The organism is Paenibacillus amylolyticus, from assembly GCF_036894225.1.
In the GTDB taxonomy this organism is placed as follows: Bacteria; Bacillota; Bacilli; order Paenibacillales; family Paenibacillaceae; genus Paenibacillus; species Paenibacillus amylolyticus.
On record NZ_CP145892.1, the window covers coordinates 80,151 to 98,105 of the forward strand.

Below are 17,955 nucleotides of genomic sequence, written 5' to 3' on the forward strand. Positions count from 1 at the left end.
TGTAAAACGTTTACACCTATAGGGGACGTAACATTGACTTTTCGAGATCGTTCCCCTATAATTTCTCAGTATAAATTCGCCATGTGCGTTAATAAGGATATAGCATCAGGAGGAATATTCTATTCCTCTGGAGAACTTCATATAGTTTTGAAGATGTATGCGAGCGGAGCTCTGTAACAAGCACTGATTCCGTTGCCGTACAATCAAATTTATTCCCATGACAGGAGAATCGGTTGAGATGAGCGACAAGGAAGTTATCCTTACACCAGAAGGACTCAAGAAGCTGGAAGAAGAATTGGAAACATTGAAATCAGTGAAGCGCCGCGAAGTGGCTGAACGGATTAAGGTAGCCATCGGGTATGGAGATATCAGTGAAAACTCTGAATACGAAGACGCGAAGAATGAGCAAGCTTTCATCGAAGGACGTGTAATCACGTTGGAGAAATTGCTTCGTAACGCGCGGATTATTAACAGCGACGAGATCGATACCGATGCTGTAAGCGTGGGTGCAACCGTCACTGTAGAAGATCTGGAGTTTGGCGACATCACGGAATATACGATTGTAGGTACTGCGGAGGCAGACCCGCTTCAGAACAAGATATCGAACGAGAGCCCTGTAGGTAAAGCGATTCTCGGCAAGAAAAAAGGTACAGTTGTTGATGTAAGTGTGCCTGCTGGCGTAATTCAATATAAAATTATGGACATTAAAAAGCTATAGCAACGAAGCAGTTGGGCGCGGTAAACAAAAGCTTCCTTAGGGAAGCTTTTTCAACATTAGAGGAAAAACGTCCTCTCGCGATGCCTGCAATGTAAATAAGGAGATGAATACAGATCATGACGGATGAAGTCTTGAATCAGGAAACCGAACTTAGCGAGCTTTTACAAATTCGCCGTGACAAATTGGACGAGCTCCGCAAATTGGGAATCGACCCTTTTGGCCAAAAATACGTACGTACCGAAGAAGCCGGCTCCATTCTGAAGAAGTATGAAGAACTGACCAAGGAAGAGCTGGAAGAGAAGCACATCGAAGTCAGTATTGCCGGACGGATTATGGCGAAGCGGGGAATGGGTAAAGCAAGCTTCGCACATATTCAGGACCTGAGCGGCAGAATCCAGATCTATGTTCGTCAGGATAGCGTGCCTGAAGACAAGTATGCGGCATTTAGCCTGCTGGACCTTGGCGATATCGTTGGGGTAACGGGTGTGATCTTTAAGACCAAAACAGGTGAAACTTCTGTCAAAGTGAAAGATATTGAAGTGCTGTCCAAATCGCTCTATCCGCTTCCGGATAAATTCCATGGTCTCACTGACGTAGAGCTGCGTTACCGCCAGCGTTATGTTGACCTGATTATGAGCCCGGACGTACAACAGACCTTTATCGCACGTTCCAAAATCATTCAATCGATGCGTCGTTACCTGGATTCCCTTGGATATCTGGAAGTGGAAACACCTACGTTGCATACGATCGCAGGAGGAGCGGCAGCACGTCCGTTCATCACACATCACAATGCGCTGGATATGGAACTGTACATGCGGATTGCGATTGAACTTCACCTGAAACGTCTGATTGTTGGCGGGCTGGAGAAGGTATATGAGATCGGCCGTGTATATCGGAATGAAGGTATGTCCACACGTCACAATCCGGAGTTCACCATGATTGAATTGTATGAGGCATATGCCGACTACAAGGATATTATGCAATTGACGGAGAACCTGGTTGCTCATATTGCACAGGAAGTACTGGGTACGCAAGTGATCCAGTATGGAGATTATGAAGTAGATCTTACGCCGCAGTGGCGCCGTGTTACGATGGTGGATGCAGTTAAGGAAGTTGTAGGCGTAGACTTCTCCGTACACATGACGGATGAGGAAGCACACAACTTGGCGAAGGAACATAAGGTTCCGGTTGAAAAACATATGACATTTGGTCATATTCTGAACGCGTTCTTTGAAGAATTTGTAGAAGAGACGTTGATTCAACCGACATTCATTATGGGACATCCTCTTGAGATCTCACCACTGGCGAAGAAAAATGATGTAGATCCGCGCTTCACGGATCGCTTCGAATTGTTCATCGTTGGACGTGAGCATGCCAATGCCTTCACAGAGCTGAATGATCCAATCGATCAGCGTCAGCGCTTTGAAGCACAGATGCTGGAGAAAGAACATGGGAACGACGAAGCTCATGAGATGGATGACGACTTCATCCGTGCGCTCGAATATGGTATGCCACCAACAGGCGGATTGGGAATCGGGGTTGATCGTCTGATCATGCTGCTTACCAACTCCCCGTCGATTCGTGACGTACTGCTCTTCCCGCACATGCGTCCTCGTACGCAAGATTAAATAAGGAACGTAGGATACGTTCATAATAGAAGAGGAACCTGCCGTTCAGTATCATGCTGGGGCAAGTTCCTCTTTAGGTTTACATAGACGCTAAAAATAAAGTTTGTCAGAAGGCCCTTGGTCACAGCACACCATAAGGGTAACACCGCGTCTTGAAATTGTTAGATTAACCTGTTCGTATTTTTGTTAAAAGAGGTGCCCTTCATGAAGTTCAGGCTTCACTTTGCCAAATTCTTATCTCCTCCGTTAATTCTGGTCGGTGGTTTTCTGCTTATCATTGCGATTGGAACGGTGCTTCTCATGTTGCCAATCTCCAACCAAAGCGGTATGCATTTGGCGTTTATTGACGCGCTCTTTACATCAACCTCTGCCGCATGTGTAACTGGACTTGTCGTTGTGGATGTAGGGACAACGTTTAATTTGTTTGGTCAGTTCGTCATTATGGTATTAATGCAGCTTGGTGGACTCGGATTCATGACCATGGCTACTCTCTTTGCCCTTGTATTGGGCAAGCGAATCTCACTCAAGGACAGGTTATTACTTAAAGAAGCCATTAATGCAGACAGTATGGAAGGGATAGTACGCATTATCCGCAAGGTGTTGATTTTCTCCTTTACCATTGAAGGGGTGGCTGCTGTCATACTTGCGCTGCGCTGGGCAACGGAGATGCCATTGGGTCAGGCCGTATACTATGGAATATTTCATTCCGTTTCATTGTTTAATAATGGCGGCTTTGATTTGTTCGGCAACAGCTTTCAATACTACACCGGAGACTGGATATTCAATGTGACTGCTTCTGTGCTCGTTGTCTCTGGTGGACTGGGTTTTGTTGTATTAAATGATCTGTTCGAGTATCGCAAACGCCGCCGTTTGTCTCTTCAGTCCAAACTGGTGCTGTCTGTATCCGGAGCGCTGATCGGTATAGGAGCGATTGTGTTGTTTGTTTTCGAATTCACCAATGGACATACACTGGCTTCACTCACATGGAGCGAGAAGATCTATGCGTCCTTCTTCCAGTCTGTCTCTACACGTTCGTCGGGAACGAGCACAATCGATATCACGGAGATGAGGCAGGCTACCCAATTCTTCTTCATTCTGCTGATGTTTATCGGGGCTTCCCCAGGATCGACCGGGGGCGGAATCAAGACGACTACATTCCTGATCATGATTGGTGCGGTGTATGCCATGATTCGGGGAAATAAGGATATTGTGTTTTTCCGCCAGCGTGTTCCGAAAGAACTGCTGATGAGGGCGTTGACCATTATTATGGTTTCTCTGATCATATTCATGATCGTGGTGATGCTTCTGCTTACGACAGAGGATGCGCCATTCCTTTCACTGATGTTTGAAGCTGCATCCGCAATCGGTACCGTGGGTCTTTCTGTGGGAGTGACTGATGAGTTGACCAATTGGGGAAAAATTATTATTACCTTTACCATGTTTGTAGGTCGGATCGGGCCATTAACCATCGCGTATGCTCTTCGTCCGCGCAAAGAGAAGAAACTGTATCGTCATCCGGAAGGCCGGATCATTATCGGATAAAAAGAAAAACCGTCAGACATTCAGAACTAACTCCTGTTATCGTAACGGGCCTTAGTCACAACGAATGTGCTGCGGTTTTTTTTGGTTTAACGACACAAGGAAGCAAGATGCAAAGTGAGAACATCGTCCATGAGCTTGGCATTCATCTGATCCGGTCTAAGCACGGTGTGTATGCCTAAGCCATCTACCAGTGCATACAATCTCTCGATCTCCAGTTCTTTGTCCAGATCGGGTCTGGAGAGGTCGAGCTTTATCAGGTAGGTGATAACAGAGCCTACAGCTTGTCTGAGTTCATCATATACGGTATTAGCAAGTTCTTTGAGTGTAGGATCGGTTTTCGATCTGGCTGTAAAAGCGTACCACACCTCCATTTCGGCCAGTTTTTCTTCCGTGTTTGGTAAGAATTCAAGCAATAGGCATTTCATATTGTCCATGGGAGAGCCAGTAAAGGACATTTTTTGGACTCGATGAGACACCCGTTCAGATACCAAATTCATGGCATATCGTAGTAGTTCCGATTGAGTAGAAAAGTAGTGACGCATCGAACCGACCGAAACTCCAGCTTCTTCAGCAATATTCCGAACAGAGGCCTGTTCCATGCCATCTCTTCGTATAATACGCCAAGCTGCCTCGGCCACGAGCACGCGCTGTTTATCGTGATCAACAATTTTAGGCATAGGCATATTATATCACTGTTGATTATTATAGTACACACGTGCTAAATTGTAATTAATACATTTGTATCATAAAAAGGAGAGGCTGAAATGATTGGTTATTTCATTATAGGTTGTGAGATTGCCTTTTGGGTGTTTGTGTTCGCAGGTCTGAGTGTCAGGTATCTTCTTGGCATGAAGCGGTTAGGTATCGGTTTGTTAATGGCAACGCCGGTTATCGATCTGTTATTGCTGGTAGCTACAGTTATGGATCTACAGCGAGGAGCTACAGCAAGTATGATTCATGGTATAGCTGCGGTGTATATAGGAGCAAGCATTGCCTATGGTCACCAGATGATCGCTTGGGCGGATCGATATTTCCTATATTGGTTCAAGGGTGGAGAAAACCCTCGTAGCAACAAGTTATATGGTAGAGAACATGCCAGTCGTGAGCGTGGTGGATGGTTTAGACATCTATTGGCTTGGGCTATAGGAAGTGCTTTTTTATTGGCCATGATATGGTGGATTGGAGATGCTGAACGTACAGCTGTCTTCAATAATCTGATCAGAGTGTGGGGATTGATACTCGGTATCGATTTTCTGATAAGTTTTAGTTACAGTTTATGGCCAAGAAAGGTTCCTGCTAGGAATGTTAAACGTTAAAGTAAAAATGGACGTGTGTATGAACTTGCTAAGTTGGGAGAATACCATATGTACGTCCGTATTAGATCAAACCGATTGTTAATATAGTTTCAAAAAAAGACTTGCATTCAATATCTGTACATGGTATATTCTAATTCCGGCCAAGAAAACACGGTTTACACGGTGCGGCAAGCAAATGAAATAAGCTTCGAAAGAAACTTAAAAAAAGAGCTTGCAAATTTGGTTCGGATGTGATAAGATATAAAAGTTGCTGAAGAGAACGACATTCGGTAACAAAATAAGTTTGATCTTTGAAAACTGAACAACGAGTGAGTAAACATTCTGCTTGCAGAATGAACGCGAAAGTTTGAGACAAGCCTTGGCTTGAATCGACTGGAGCACAAATGAGATTTTTTAATCTCGTCAGATTCAAAATGAGCTTATCGCTCTTTTCAATACTTTATTGGAGAGTTTGATCCTGGCTCAGGACGAACGCTGGCGGCATGCCTAATACATGCAAGTCGAGCGGACTTGAAGAGAAGCTTGCTTCTCGGATGGTTAGCGGCGGACGGGTGAGTAACACGTAGGCAACCTGCCCTCAAGTTTGGGACAACTACCGGAAACGGTAGCTAATACCGAATAATTGTTTTCTTCGCCTGAAGAGAACTGGAAAGACGGAGCAATCTGTCACTTGGGGATGGGCCTGCGGCGCATTAGCTAGTTGGTGAGGTAACGGCTCACCAAGGCGACGATGCGTAGCCGACCTGAGAGGGTGATCGGCCACACTGGGACTGAGACACGGCCCAGACTCCTACGGGAGGCAGCAGTAGGGAATCTTCCGCAATGGGCGAAAGCCTGACGGAGCAATGCCGCGTGAGTGATGAAGGTTTTCGGATCGTAAAGCTCTGTTGCCAGGGAAGAACGCTTGGGAGAGTAACTGCTCTCAAGGTGACGGTACCTGAGAAGAAAGCCCCGGCTAACTACGTGCCAGCAGCCGCGGTAATACGTAGGGGGCAAGCGTTGTCCGGAATTATTGGGCGTAAAGCGCGCGCAGGCGGTCATTTAAGTCTGGTGTTTAATCCCGGGGCTCAACCCCGGATCGCACTGGAAACTGGGTGACTTGAGTGCAGAAGAGGAGAGTGGAATTCCACGTGTAGCGGTGAAATGCGTAGATATGTGGAGGAACACCAGTGGCGAAGGCGACTCTCTGGGCTGTAACTGACGCTGAGGCGCGAAAGCGTGGGGAGCAAACAGGATTAGATACCCTGGTAGTCCACGCCGTAAACGATGAGTGCTAGGTGTTAGGGGTTTCGATACCCTTGGTGCCGAAGTTAACACATTAAGCACTCCGCCTGGGGAGTACGGTCGCAAGACTGAAACTCAAAGGAATTGACGGGGACCCGCACAAGCAGTGGAGTATGTGGTTTAATTCGAAGCAACGCGAAGAACCTTACCAGGTCTTGACATCCCTCTGATCGATGCAGAGATGTATCTTTCCTTCGGGACAGAGGAGACAGGTGGTGCATGGTTGTCGTCAGCTCGTGTCGTGAGATGTTGGGTTAAGTCCCGCAACGAGCGCAACCCTTATATTTAGTTGCCAGCACTTCGGGTGGGCACTCTAGATAGACTGCCGGTGACAAACCGGAGGAAGGTGGGGATGACGTCAAATCATCATGCCCCTTATGACCTGGGCTACACACGTACTACAATGGCCGGTACAACGGGCTGCGAAATCGCGAGATGGAGCCAATCCCAACAAAGCCGGTCTCAGTTCGGATTGCAGGCTGCAACTCGCCTGCATGAAGTCGGAATTGCTAGTAATCGCGGATCAGCATGCCGCGGTGAATACGTTCCCGGGTCTTGTACACACCGCCCGTCACACCACGAGAGTTTATAACACCCGAAGTCGGTGGGGTAACCGCAAGGAGCCAGCCGCCGAAGGTGGGATAGATGATTGGGGTGAAGTCGTAACAAGGTAGCCGTATCGGAAGGTGCGGCTGGATCACCTCCTTTCTATGGAGAATCGTTTCCTGCAACGGAAACATTCAAATATGCAGCTTAGCTGCAAAACACTCACTCGTTGCTCAGTTTTGAGAGCTCAAACTCTCAAACAGCTTGCTTTTGCATGGAGCTTGTTCTTTGAAAACTAGATATCGAAACGAAACAAACGCGAATTAGAACATTCCTTTTTAGCTGAACTTGTGTTAAACAAGTTTCAATAAAAACGGTAGTCAAATTGCTTTTGTGAGGGTATCGGGTGAGAGCGACTTTTGGCTTTGCGCAAGCAAAACAAGGGAAGCGAGCGACCGAAACCGGAACAAAATGGTTAAGCTACTAAGAGCACACGGAGGATGCCTAGGCGCTAGGAGCCGATGAAGGACGTGGCGAACAACGAAACTGCCTCGGGGAGCTGTAAGCAAGCTTTGATCCGGGGGTGTCCGAATGGGGAAACCCAGCTGGGGTAATTTCCAGTTACTCATAACTGAATACATAGGTTATGCAGAGGCATACCAGGGGAACTGAAACATCTAAGTACCCTGAGGAAGAGAAAACAATAGTGATTCCGTCAGTAGCGGCGAGCGAACGCGGAGAAGCCCAAACCAGAGAGCTTGCTCTTTGGGGTTGTGGGACGTCTCACATGGAGTTACAAAGGAACCGGTTAAGCGAAGAGGTCTGGAAAGGCCCGCCAAAGAAGGTAAAAGCCCTGTAGTTGAAAGTCTGTTCCCTCCGAGACGGATCCCGAGTAGTGCGGGGCACGTGAAACCCCGTATGAATCCGGCAGGACCATCTGCCAAGGCTAAATACTTCCTAGCGACCGATAGTGAAGCAGTACCGTGAGGGAAAGGTGAAAAGCACCCCGGAAGGGGAGTGAAATAGAACCTGAAACCGTGTGCTTACAAAAAGTCAGAGCCCGTTTTAGGGGTGATGGCGTGCCTTTTGTAGAATGAACCGGCGAGTTACGTTCCCGTGCAAGGTTAAGGTGAAGAGCCGGAGCCGCAGCGAAAGCGAGTCTGAATAGGGCGAATTAGTACGTGGACGTAGACCCGAAACCGGGTGATCTACCCCTGTCCAGGGTGAAGGTGCGGTAACACGCACTGGAGGCCCGAACCCACGCATGTTGAAAAATGCGGGGATGAGGTGGGGGTAGCGGAGAAATTCCAATCGAACTCGGAGATAGCTGGTTCTCCCCGAAATAGCTTTAGGGCTAGCCTCGGAAAACAGAGTCGTGGAGGTAGAGCACTGATTGGGTGCGGGGCCCGCAAGGGTTACCAAGCTCAGTCAAACTCCGAATGCCATAGACTTACTTCCGGGAGTCAGACAGTGAGTGCTAAGATCCATTGTCAAAAGGGAAACAGCCCAGACCATCAGCTAAGGTCCCCAAGTGTGTGTTAAGTGGGAAAGGATGTGGAGTTGCACAGACAACCAGGATGTTGGCTTAGAAGCAGCCATCATTGAAAGAGTGCGTAATAGCTCACTGGTCGAGTGACTCTGCGCCGAAAATGTAACGGGGCTAAACACACCACCGAAGCTATGGCTTGATGCTTTGCATCAGGGGTAGGGGAGCGTTGTATAAGGGTTGAAGGTGTACCGTAAGGAGCGCTGGACATTATACAAGTGAGAATGCCGGTATGAGTAACGAAAAGATCAGTGAGAATCTGATCCGCCGAAAGCCTAAGGGTTCCTGAGGAAGGCTCGTCCGCTCAGGGTAAGTCGGGACCTAAGGCGAGGCCGAAAGGCGTAGTCGAAGGACAACAGGTCGAAATTCCTGTACCACCGTAAGCCGTTATGAGCAATGGGGGGACGCAGTAGGGTAGTGACGCGGACTGATGGATGTCCGTCTAAGCAGTAAGGCTGATGTGTAGGCAAATCCGCACATTGTAAGGCTGAGCTGTGATGGGGAGCGAAAATTATAGTAGCGAAGGTCATGATCTCACACTGCCAAGAAAAGCCTCTAGCCAGGTGATGGTGCCCGTACCGCAAACCGACACAGGTAGGCGAGAAGAGTATTCTAAGGCGCGCGGAAGAACTCTCGTTAAGGAACTCGGCAAAATGACCCCGTAACTTCGGGAGAAGGGGTGCCCCGGTAGTGTGAATAGCACGAGGGGGCCGCAGTGAAAAGGCCCAAGCGACTGTTTAGCAAAAACACAGGTCTGTGCGAAGCCGTAAGGCGAAGTATACGGGCTGACGCCTGCCCGGTGCTGGAAGGTTAAGGGGAGTGGTTAGGAGCAATCCGAAGCTGTGAACCGAAGCCCCAGTAAACGGCGGCCGTAACTATAACGGTCCTAAGGTAGCGAAATTCCTTGTCAGGTAAATTCTGACCCGCACGAATGGCGTAACGACTTGGGCGCTGTCTCAACGAGAGATCCGGTGAAATTTTAATACCTGTGAAGATGCAGGTTACCCGCGACAAGACGGAAAGACCCCATGGAGCTTTACTGCAGCTTGATATTGAATTTGGGTACGATCTGTACAGGATAGGTGGGAGCCTTTGAAACGTGAGCGCCAGCTTGCGTGGAGGCAACGTTGGGATACCACCCTGATCGTATCTAGGTTCTAACCTGGTACCGTAATCCGGTGCGGGGACAGTGTCAGGTGGGCAGTTTGACTGGGGCGGTCGCCTCCTAAAGAGTAACGGAGGCGCCCAAAGGTTCCCTCAGAATGGTTGGAAATCATTCGAAGAGTGCAAAGGCATAAGGGAGCTTGACTGCGAGACCTACAAGTCGAGCAGGGACGAAAGTCGGGCTTAGTGATCCGGTGGTACCGCATGGAAGGGCCATCGCTCAACGGATAAAAGCTACCCTGGGGATAACAGGCTTATCTCCCCCAAGAGTCCACATCGACGGGGAGGTTTGGCACCTCGATGTCGGCTCATCGCATCCTGGGGCTGAAGTAGGTCCCAAGGGTTGGGCTGTTCGCCCATTAAAGCGGTACGCGAGCTGGGTTCAGAACGTCGTGAGACAGTTCGGTCCCTATCTGTCGTGGGCGTAGGAAATTTGAGAGGAGCTGTCCTTAGTACGAGAGGACCGGGATGGACGTACCGCTGGTGTACCAGTTGTTCCGCCAGGAGCACCGCTGGGTAGCTATGTACGGACGGGATAAACGCTGAAAGCATCTAAGCGTGAAGCCCCCCTCAAGATGAGATTTCCCAGTATGTAAGACCCCTTGAAGACGACGAGGTAGATAGGCTGGGGGTGGAAGTGCAGCAATGCATGGAGCTGACCAGTACTAATCGGTCGAGGGCTTATCCAATAGCAAGTTGTAATTCGCATGTTTCGTTTCGAATCTAGTTTTCAGAGAACGATCTCTGAATGTAAGCTAAGCTATGCGTTTGGTGGCGATGGCGGAGGGGTTCCACACGTACCCATCCCGAACACGACCGTTAAGCCCTCTAGCGCCGATGGTACTTGGACCGCAGGGTCCTGGGAGAGTAGGACGCCGCCAAGCAAAGAACCACTGCCGATGTTATTCGGTGGTGGTTTTTATTATATAATCATATTATGTAGTATGGGATTAAAATACAGATTGAATTTGTTGATTTATCAGCACAATAGGATGTATATAGGTAACGTTATTCGATACGAATTGACGTTTTTTTGCGTAATAACTAGACTTGTCCGCTCTGGAAAAACAGTTGTGTTCATCAGGCAATACACCTGATATAACCAAGTACTTTTCCTTGACAGTCTAAATATCGCTTTGCTAAGATGGCAATAATAAATTTTTCAGAAAACGTATTTTCGGCGTAAAATACAGCCTGGAATCTTCGGGTTTTGGACCGTAAAGCTGAGCAAACATAAGGAGGAACACTTGCGTGTGGGAAGATAAATTTGGTAAGGAAGGCCTCACCTTTGATGATGTATTGCTAGTGCCACGGAAATCGGAGACACTGCCTAAAGAAGTAGATGTATCTATTCGTTTGAGTGATACTGTAAAGCTAAATATTCCTTTGATCAGTGCGGGTATGGATACAGTAACTGAAGCGACATTGGCTATTGCCATTGCGCGTGAAGGCGGTATCGGTATTATCCATAAAAATATGTCAGTTGAACAACAGGCAGAAGAAGTAGATCGTGTTAAGCGTTCGGAGAGTGGTGTTATTACGAACCCATTCTCACTGACGGCAGATCATCTGGTATCTGATGCGGAAGCAGTAATGGCGAAATATCGGATCTCCGGTGTACCTATTATTGAAGGAGATCAGAAGCTGGTTGGTATTTTGACCAACCGCGATCTGCGTTTTATCCATGATTACGGCATCAAAATTAGCGAAGTCATGACTCATGAGAATCTGGTTACCGCTCCTGTAGGCACTACACTTCAAGAAGCTGAGGGTATCCTTCAGAAGCACAAGATTGAGAAACTTCCATTAGTTGATGAGACAAACACGTTGAAAGGTCTTATCACGATTAAAGATATCGAGAAAGCCATTCAATTCCCTCATGCAGCCAAAGATGCTCAAGGACGTTTGTTGGTTGGTGCAGCGATTGGTATTTCCAAAGATACATTTGAACGTGCAGATGCTTTGGTACAAGCTGGTGTCGACCTGATTACGGTAGACTCGGCTCACGGACACCACATCAATATCATTGAAGCTGTACGTCAGCTTCGTGAACGTTTCCCTAGCCTGACCATCGTTGCAGGTAACGTCGCTACTGGCGCTGCCACTCGTGACTTGATCGAAGCAGGGGCTTCGGTAGTCAAAGTGGGTATTGGTCCAGGTTCGATTTGTACAACACGTGTTATTGCTGGTATTGGTGTACCTCAAGTAACTGCAGTGTACGATTGTGCAACGGTGGCACGTGAATATGGAGTTCCGATTATCGCGGATGGCGGAATTAAATATTCTGGTGAAATTACAAAGGCACTGGCTGCAGGCGCACACGCGGTGATGCTGGGAAGTTTGTTTGCCGGCACAGCAGAAAGCCCGGGAGAAACTGAAATCTTCCAAGGACGTAGCTACAAAGTATACCGCGGTATGGGTTCAATGGCTGCAATGAAACAAGGTAGTAAAGATCGTTACTTCCAAGATGATGACAAGAAACTGGTTCCGGAAGGAATCGAAGGTCGTGTCGCTTACAAAGGACCATTGTCTGATACGATCCACCAACTGATTGGTGGTCTGCGTTCGGGTATGGGATACTGTGGTACAAGTAACTTGGAGCAACTTCGTAACGATACAGGCTTTATCCGAATTACAGGTGCGGGTCTGCGCGAAAGTCATCCCCATGATGTACAGATTACCAAAGAAGCACCTAACTACTCGTTGTAATCTGAAGAGAGTTAATCATTTCCAGGACAGGCTCGGTGATTTTCACCGGGTCTGTCTTTTTTTGCAGATACCCCTGTGATAGAATAGAACAAGCGGTGACGATCCATGGATGGATTAAGGCGTTGCGGCGGCTTTTTGACGTGAATCTATGAATATGGTTTTGAAAAGCAAATGCAGTGCCAGAAAAGGCTGCCAGGTAAACAGAAGCGCGGACGTCCTTTTACATAAGCATTTGCAAAATGCGGACTAAGTGACAATCGATAACGAACTTTGGGAGCAATAATATTGCTCGTTCGATACAGCGCATATAGCACACATCTCATACATCAAACACACAGGTTAGGGAACAAGAAAATCGCAGCATAAGCTGCACTGAAGCAATTAACAATGCTTTGGATCGAAGGGAGTATTCATCATTGAAAGCCAAACACATGAATAAAAAGAAACGCCAAATGCTCAAAAAGAGCGTAGCCTCGGTAATGCTAATTAACATGCTTTGCATGTCTGCAGTAATGCCGGTCATGGCTGCTGCGGACAACTCCAGTCAGCTTCTGACTGCTGCGGCAACAACAACAAAGACGGAAAAAGCCGTAAAGGTGCCTGGGGTAGACTCACTTGGGCTTGAGGTTAGATCAGCGGTGCTAATGGAAGCCTCAACGGGACAGATTCTACTAAATGTCGATGCGGATAAAGCGATGCCACCTGCAAGTATGACCAAAATGATGACAGAGTACATTGTCGCCGAACAAGTCAAACAAGGTAAATTCGGTTGGGACGATATTGTAACTGTTAAAAAGAATGCTGCACAAAGTATCGGGTCGCGAATTTTCCTCGCGGAAGGTGACCAGCACACAGTTAAGGATCTCTATATTGCTATGGCTGTTGGCTCTGCCAATGATGCTACGGTTGCTTTGGCTGAACATGTTGCCGGTTCGGAAGAAGCTTTCGTGAAAATGATGAATGATGAAGCGAAGCGTATGGGCATGAAGGATACGTTCTTCATCAACTCTTCGGGTCTGGATCGAGCAGATATGCCTGCTGACTTCCGCCCAGCTGAAGACAAGGAAACAGTGATGTCCGCTCTGGATGCTGCAATTCTATGCCGATACATCATTATGGATCACCCGGACTACACAGAATTTACAACGATTCAATCCTACAAGTTCCGTCCCAATGATAAAGCTCCAATTATCAATTACAACTGGATGCTGGAAGCGAATAAAAATATAACCAATTTCAAAAGCTATGCCTATGAAGGTCTGGATGGAATGAAAACAGGCCATACCACGAACGCAGGTAATAACTTTACAGGTACAGCAGAACGTAACGGTATGCGTCTAATTAGTGTTGTTATGGGCACAGATTCGGAATCCGCACGTTTCAGAGAAACTAAAAAGGTATTGGACTATGGATTTAACAACTTTGAAGTGAAACAGGCTGTTGCAGGCAAGACCAAAGTGACGGGCTGGGAAGCGGTACCTTTGAAAAAAGGGAAAGAAACAACCGTTCCTGTTGTAACAGATAATGCGGTAAGTTTTGTTGTACCCAAAGGTACTCAGAACCTGGATGTGACGTTCAAAGCCAACGTAACTGAGGCTGACAAGTTGGTAGCACCACTCAAGGCAGGTACGAAGGTTGGTACGGTAACGTACACGTATAAAGCAGATGGAATTGAGCCACAGGAAAAAACAGTGAACTTGATCACTGCTGAAGAGGCTGAAAAAGGCGGATGGTTCCGTTTGTTCTTCCGTGCTGTGAAGGATTTCTTTGTGGATCTTTTTGACGGGATTAAAAACCTGTTTTAGTCCATAACAAACTTCATGGAAAGAGTATGATCATGATTTTAATGTTTACATGGTCATATCATTGACAAAATACAAGTTATTCCGACCGGATGGATTGTATATTTACAATTTTTCCGGTAAAATATCAAGTTAGAATTCACGTATGATGAAGTGAAAAAGTACAATGTTCGTTTACCGTATGCAAGATCGTGGCTGGTAAGAGAAGGGGAATGAGCGTATGAAGATCGGCGTTTTAGCACTTCAAGGAGCTGTCACAGAGCATATTCGAAGTATTGAACGTGCTGGAGCAGAAGGTATAGCTATCAAGCAGGTTCAGCAATTGGAGGACTTGGATGGTCTTATCCTTCCTGGCGGGGAAAGCACAACGATTGGTAAACTGATGCGCAAGTATGGGTTTATGGATGCCATTCGGGCGTTTGCTGCTGAGGGCAAACCGGTATTTGGTACCTGTGCTGGCTTGATCGTTATGGCTAAACACATTGCAGGGCAAGAAGAAGCTCATTTGGAGCTAATGGATATGACAGTATCCCGAAACGCATTTGGACGGCAGAGAGAAAGTTTTGAGACGGATTTGCCAGTCAAAGGCATTGAGGAAACGGTAAGGGCTGTATTTATACGGGCGCCCTTGATCGAGAGTGTCGGAGACCAGGTGGAGGTTCTCTCCACATACAAGGATGAGATTGTTACGGCTCGTCAGGGACATTTGTTGGCTTGCTCCTACCATCCGGAATTGACGGATGACTATCGTCTGCATACTTATTTTGTAGACATGGCCAGATCCTACAAACACACGGTAGACTCTAAATAATGCATGATGTACAACCTATGATCTCCCGGTCATCGGATCACTTCACCAGAAGCCGTGTAAGGCCACTGGTTGGCAGTTGCATCTGAACGGATGCCTGATGTTGCCTGTATCTGCTTCATAGCGGGAATCGCAGCGGAGGGTGACAAGGGGGATATAGGTTGTTTTTTGGGTTACAGGTTCCGATAAGTATATAGTAAGGTGTATACAGTAGAGTTATGAGAATGGATTTAACATAAGGCTTCACGTTGTGAGGTTATTTAGGAGGGGTATATCGTGCTTGATGTGAAAATATTGCGGAATGAGTATGCACGTGTAGAAGAAGCATTGACTAAACGTGGCAAATCGCTGGATCTTATCGCTGGATTTACCGAGATGGATGCCAAGCGTCGGGAATTGCTTCAAGAGAGTGAAACACTGAAGAGCCGTCGGAATACAGTTTCCGCAGAAGTTGCTAGACTGAAGAAGAATCGTGAGAACGCTGATGATCTGATTGTGGAGATGCGTGAAGTCTCTGATCGAATCAAAGCCATGGACGAGGAAGTTCGGGAACTGGAAGTGAAGATCAATGATCTCACAATGGCGATTCCGAACATTCCTAACGAAAGCGTACCTATTGGAGCTTCTGAAGACGACAATGTTGAGATTCGTCGTTGGGAAGAGCCGAAGTCATTTACTTTTGCACCAAAAGCACACTGGGAAATTGCGCAGGATCTCGATATTCTTGATTTTGAAGCGGCTGCCAAAGTAACAGGTTCCCGTTTTACCTTTTATAAAGGATTAGGAGCACGTCTGGAACGTGCATTGATTAACTTCATGATGGATCTGCACAGCGATCAACATGGATATGAAGAGATTCTGCCTCCATACATCGTTAATCGGGACAGCTTGTTTGGAACAGGTCAACTGCCTAAGTTCGAAGAAGACCTGTTCAAGTTGAAAGATACCGAATATTATCTGATCCCTACTGCTGAAGTTCCGGTAACGAACTATCATCGCGAAGAGATTTTGAATGTAGATCAATTGCCTAAGCACTTTGTGGCATACAGCTCTTGTTTCCGTTCTGAAGCCGGTTCGGCTGGGCGGGATACACGCGGTTTGATTCGTCAGCATCAATTCAACAAAGTAGAGCTGCTCAAGCTCTCTACTCCGGAGACTTCGTATGAAGAGCTGGAGCAAATGACTCAAAATGCGGAGCGTGTGCTTCAATTGTTGGGCTTGCCGTATCGCGTCCTGACATTGTGCACGGCAGATATGGGCTTCACTTCAGCTAAAACGTATGATATTGAAGTGTGGTTGCCTGAGAGCGACACTTATCGTGAGATTTCTTCGTGCTCCAACTGTGAGGACTTCCAGGCACGTCGTGCCAATATCCGTTTCCGCAGAGAGCCAAAAGCCAAACCGGAATTTGTTCATACATTGAACGGGTCAGGATTGGCTGTTGGACGGACGGTAGCCGCTATCCTGGAGAACTATCAACAGGAAGATGGTACGGTTGTCATTCCTGAAGCATTGCGTCCTTATATGGGCGGTGCAAGTGTGATTGCACGTCGCTCTTAAGTAAGAGTTAGCTAACCATCCTCATCAAGGGGAATACAAATTCAATCCGTCATTTCGGAATGGCGGATTGGAGTGTTTTGTATAACTGAGGAAGTTGTCTGATACGGGATTATCAATTTTAATATAAAAAGGTTGCATTATAATGTCGAGATGTGGTATGATACTTTTCGTGGCAAGTTTATAAAAGTTAATTTCCCTGGAGAGGTACCGAAGCGGTCATAACGGGGCGGTCTTGAAAACCGTTAGGGGGCAACTCCACGTGGGTTCGAATCCCACCCTCTCCGCCATACTACACTTATAACAAGGATTCGAGCGATCTCGCTCGGGTCCTTTTTTGCGTTGTGAGTTTGTCCAGCGTAGTGAGCAATACAGATTGGTGACCGATGTATACGTTGCTCAGTACAACGTTATATTTTGAATAAGGCTAATATGTATAAAAACATCTTCATCGCCGCACTTTATAGGAGTGGAGGTGGTAAGATGAACCGCGAGTTAAACATCGATCAGACAGAGCTTGTAGGGGCTTGGCAAGAACGTTTGCCTCAAGTCCTGAATGTTGGAGACCAGGCTCAGGTAATGGCCGATGAAGCCGATCAGCAGGCGATTCGGATACACATTGCTACAGCAGGGCACGAGATGTACTCTTTTGATTTCAAATGTGCATATGTCGATTCCCGTGAAGTCAGCGTACAGCTGATTGATGTGGAACGGGATGGACGAACGACGGATGAGCGTACAGAACCGATTCAGGAACTGGCTCACGATTATACACGGCACATTCATGAATGCGCCCAGTCGTTACAATCCCAGACAAGATAATAGCCTGAAATCTGAAGGAGTGAACTCAATTGACTAAAGCCAAAGCGGGAGTAGACAAAAACCTGCAAAATGTAGTCGATGATCTGGAGCAGCCTGCCGTAAACAGTCATCATGCCCAGCAAATTCAGCAAGATATTAATGATCGCCGTCATCAGGATGCACTGAATCATGACAAAACGGAAGATAGGGACCCATCCCATTCCTAACAATGATGAGGGGGCAATAATATGAGCAAACCAAAAACAATTCCCGTGCCGGAAGCGCAAGCATCCGAACAGCATCGTCATTCATCCAAACGCTCTTCCATGCAGGAACCATTATCCGGTTCCAAAAAAGTAAAAAATCAAAATCATGTGGATCATTTGAATCCCCAAGGTTAATAGAAGAAACAGAATCACGCAAAAGTCCCTTGTTACCTAACAGGGGGCTTTTGCGTATTCATACATATATAAAGACAGGCACATGGTTATTCCCAAAGCTGACATAGGTCTTTGTAGCCATTTTAAAGAGGAA

12 protein-coding genes, 1 tRNA gene and 3 rRNA genes are annotated in these 17,955 nt (G+C 47.0%); 15 read left to right on the plus strand and 1 reads right to left on the minus strand.

The window, feature by feature from the left end; all coding sequences use genetic code 11:
* The first annotated feature begins 238 nt into the window (after positions 1–238).
* From greA to V6668_RS00395, 3 genes are all read left to right on the plus strand, one after another.
* The gene (gene greA, locus V6668_RS00385) at positions 239–718 is read left to right on the plus strand and encodes a transcription elongation factor GreA (protein ID WP_036606099.1); all 480 of its coding nucleotides are present in this window, start codon (positions 239–241) and stop codon (positions 716–718) included.
* A gap of 116 nt (positions 719–834) precedes the next feature.
* Positions 835–2,346 carry a lysine--tRNA ligase gene (gene lysS / locus V6668_RS00390; protein WP_036606098.1) on the plus strand — a complete coding sequence of 504 codons (1,512 nt, stop codon included), beginning with the start codon at positions 835–837 and terminating at the stop codon, positions 2,344–2,346.
* A 204-nt stretch (positions 2,347–2,550) separates the two neighbouring features.
* A complete protein-coding gene (locus V6668_RS00395; protein ID WP_076320270.1) occupies positions 2,551–3,888 on the plus strand; it encodes a TrkH family potassium uptake protein in 1,338 nt (445 codons plus the stop codon).
* 86 nt (positions 3,889–3,974) lie between these two features.
* On the opposite strand, the gene V6668_RS00400 is transcribed toward V6668_RS00395, so the two are convergent.
* Positions 3,975–4,565, minus strand: coding sequence for a TetR/AcrR family transcriptional regulator (locus V6668_RS00400; protein ID WP_076329925.1), 591 nt, complete (start codon positions 4,563–4,565; stop codon positions 3,975–3,977).
* 87 nt (positions 4,566–4,652) lie between these two features.
* On the opposite strand from V6668_RS00400, the gene V6668_RS00405 reads away from it, so the two are divergent.
* The 12 genes from V6668_RS00405 (at position 4,653) to V6668_RS00460 (ending at position 17,822) form a co-directional block, all read left to right on the plus strand.
* On the plus strand, positions 4,653–5,204 hold the full coding sequence (locus V6668_RS00405) for a hypothetical protein (protein WP_338707460.1): 552 nt from the start codon (positions 4,653–4,655) through the stop codon (positions 5,202–5,204).
* Between the two features lie 439 nt (positions 5,205–5,643).
* Positions 5,644–7,196 (plus strand): 16S ribosomal RNA (locus V6668_RS00410).
* Positions 7,197–7,507: 311 nt separating this feature from the next.
* Positions 7,508–10,433: ribosomal RNA gene (locus V6668_RS00415) — 23S ribosomal RNA — on the plus strand.
* Positions 10,434–10,511: 78 nt separating this feature from the next.
* Positions 10,512–10,628 (plus strand): 5S ribosomal RNA (rrf, locus tag V6668_RS00420).
* Together the 16S, 23S and 5S rRNA genes form the textbook arrangement of a ribosomal RNA operon.
* Before the next feature lie 367 nt (positions 10,629–10,995).
* Complete coding sequence (gene guaB, locus V6668_RS00425; RefSeq protein WP_036607306.1) at positions 10,996–12,453, plus strand: IMP dehydrogenase; 1,458 nt, start codon at positions 10,996–10,998, stop codon at positions 12,451–12,453.
* Positions 12,454–12,869: 416 nt separating this feature from the next.
* Positions 12,870–14,258, plus strand: coding sequence for a D-alanyl-D-alanine carboxypeptidase family protein (locus tag V6668_RS00430; protein WP_338707461.1), 1,389 nt, complete (start codon positions 12,870–12,872; stop codon positions 14,256–14,258).
* Positions 14,259–14,475: 217 nt separating this feature from the next.
* Positions 14,476–15,066: a pyridoxal 5'-phosphate synthase glutaminase subunit PdxT gene (gene pdxT, locus V6668_RS00435; RefSeq protein ID WP_036671585.1), complete on the plus strand. Its 591-nt coding sequence runs from the start codon at positions 14,476–14,478 to the stop codon at positions 15,064–15,066.
* 273 nt (positions 15,067–15,339) lie between these two features.
* Positions 15,340–16,623 (plus strand): serine--tRNA ligase, encoded by a 1,284-nt coding sequence (gene serS / locus V6668_RS00440; protein WP_076254817.1) that lies wholly within the window; start codon positions 15,340–15,342, stop codon positions 16,621–16,623.
* A 198-nt stretch (positions 16,624–16,821) separates the two neighbouring features.
* Positions 16,822–16,910: transfer RNA gene (locus tag V6668_RS00445), tRNA-Ser, on the plus strand.
* A 193-nt stretch (positions 16,911–17,103) separates the two neighbouring features.
* Positions 17,104–17,442 (plus strand): hypothetical protein, encoded by a 339-nt coding sequence (locus V6668_RS00450; RefSeq protein WP_036607297.1) that lies wholly within the window; start codon positions 17,104–17,106, stop codon positions 17,440–17,442.
* A 29-nt stretch (positions 17,443–17,471) separates the two neighbouring features.
* Positions 17,472–17,648 (plus strand): hypothetical protein, encoded by a 177-nt coding sequence (locus tag V6668_RS00455; protein ID WP_017691325.1) that lies wholly within the window; start codon positions 17,472–17,474, stop codon positions 17,646–17,648.
* A 21-nt stretch (positions 17,649–17,669) separates the two neighbouring features.
* The gene (locus V6668_RS00460) at positions 17,670–17,822 is read left to right on the plus strand and encodes a small acid-soluble spore protein P (protein WP_036607296.1); all 153 of its coding nucleotides are present in this window, start codon (positions 17,670–17,672) and stop codon (positions 17,820–17,822) included.
* The last annotated feature ends 133 nt before the right edge of the window (positions 17,823–17,955 follow it).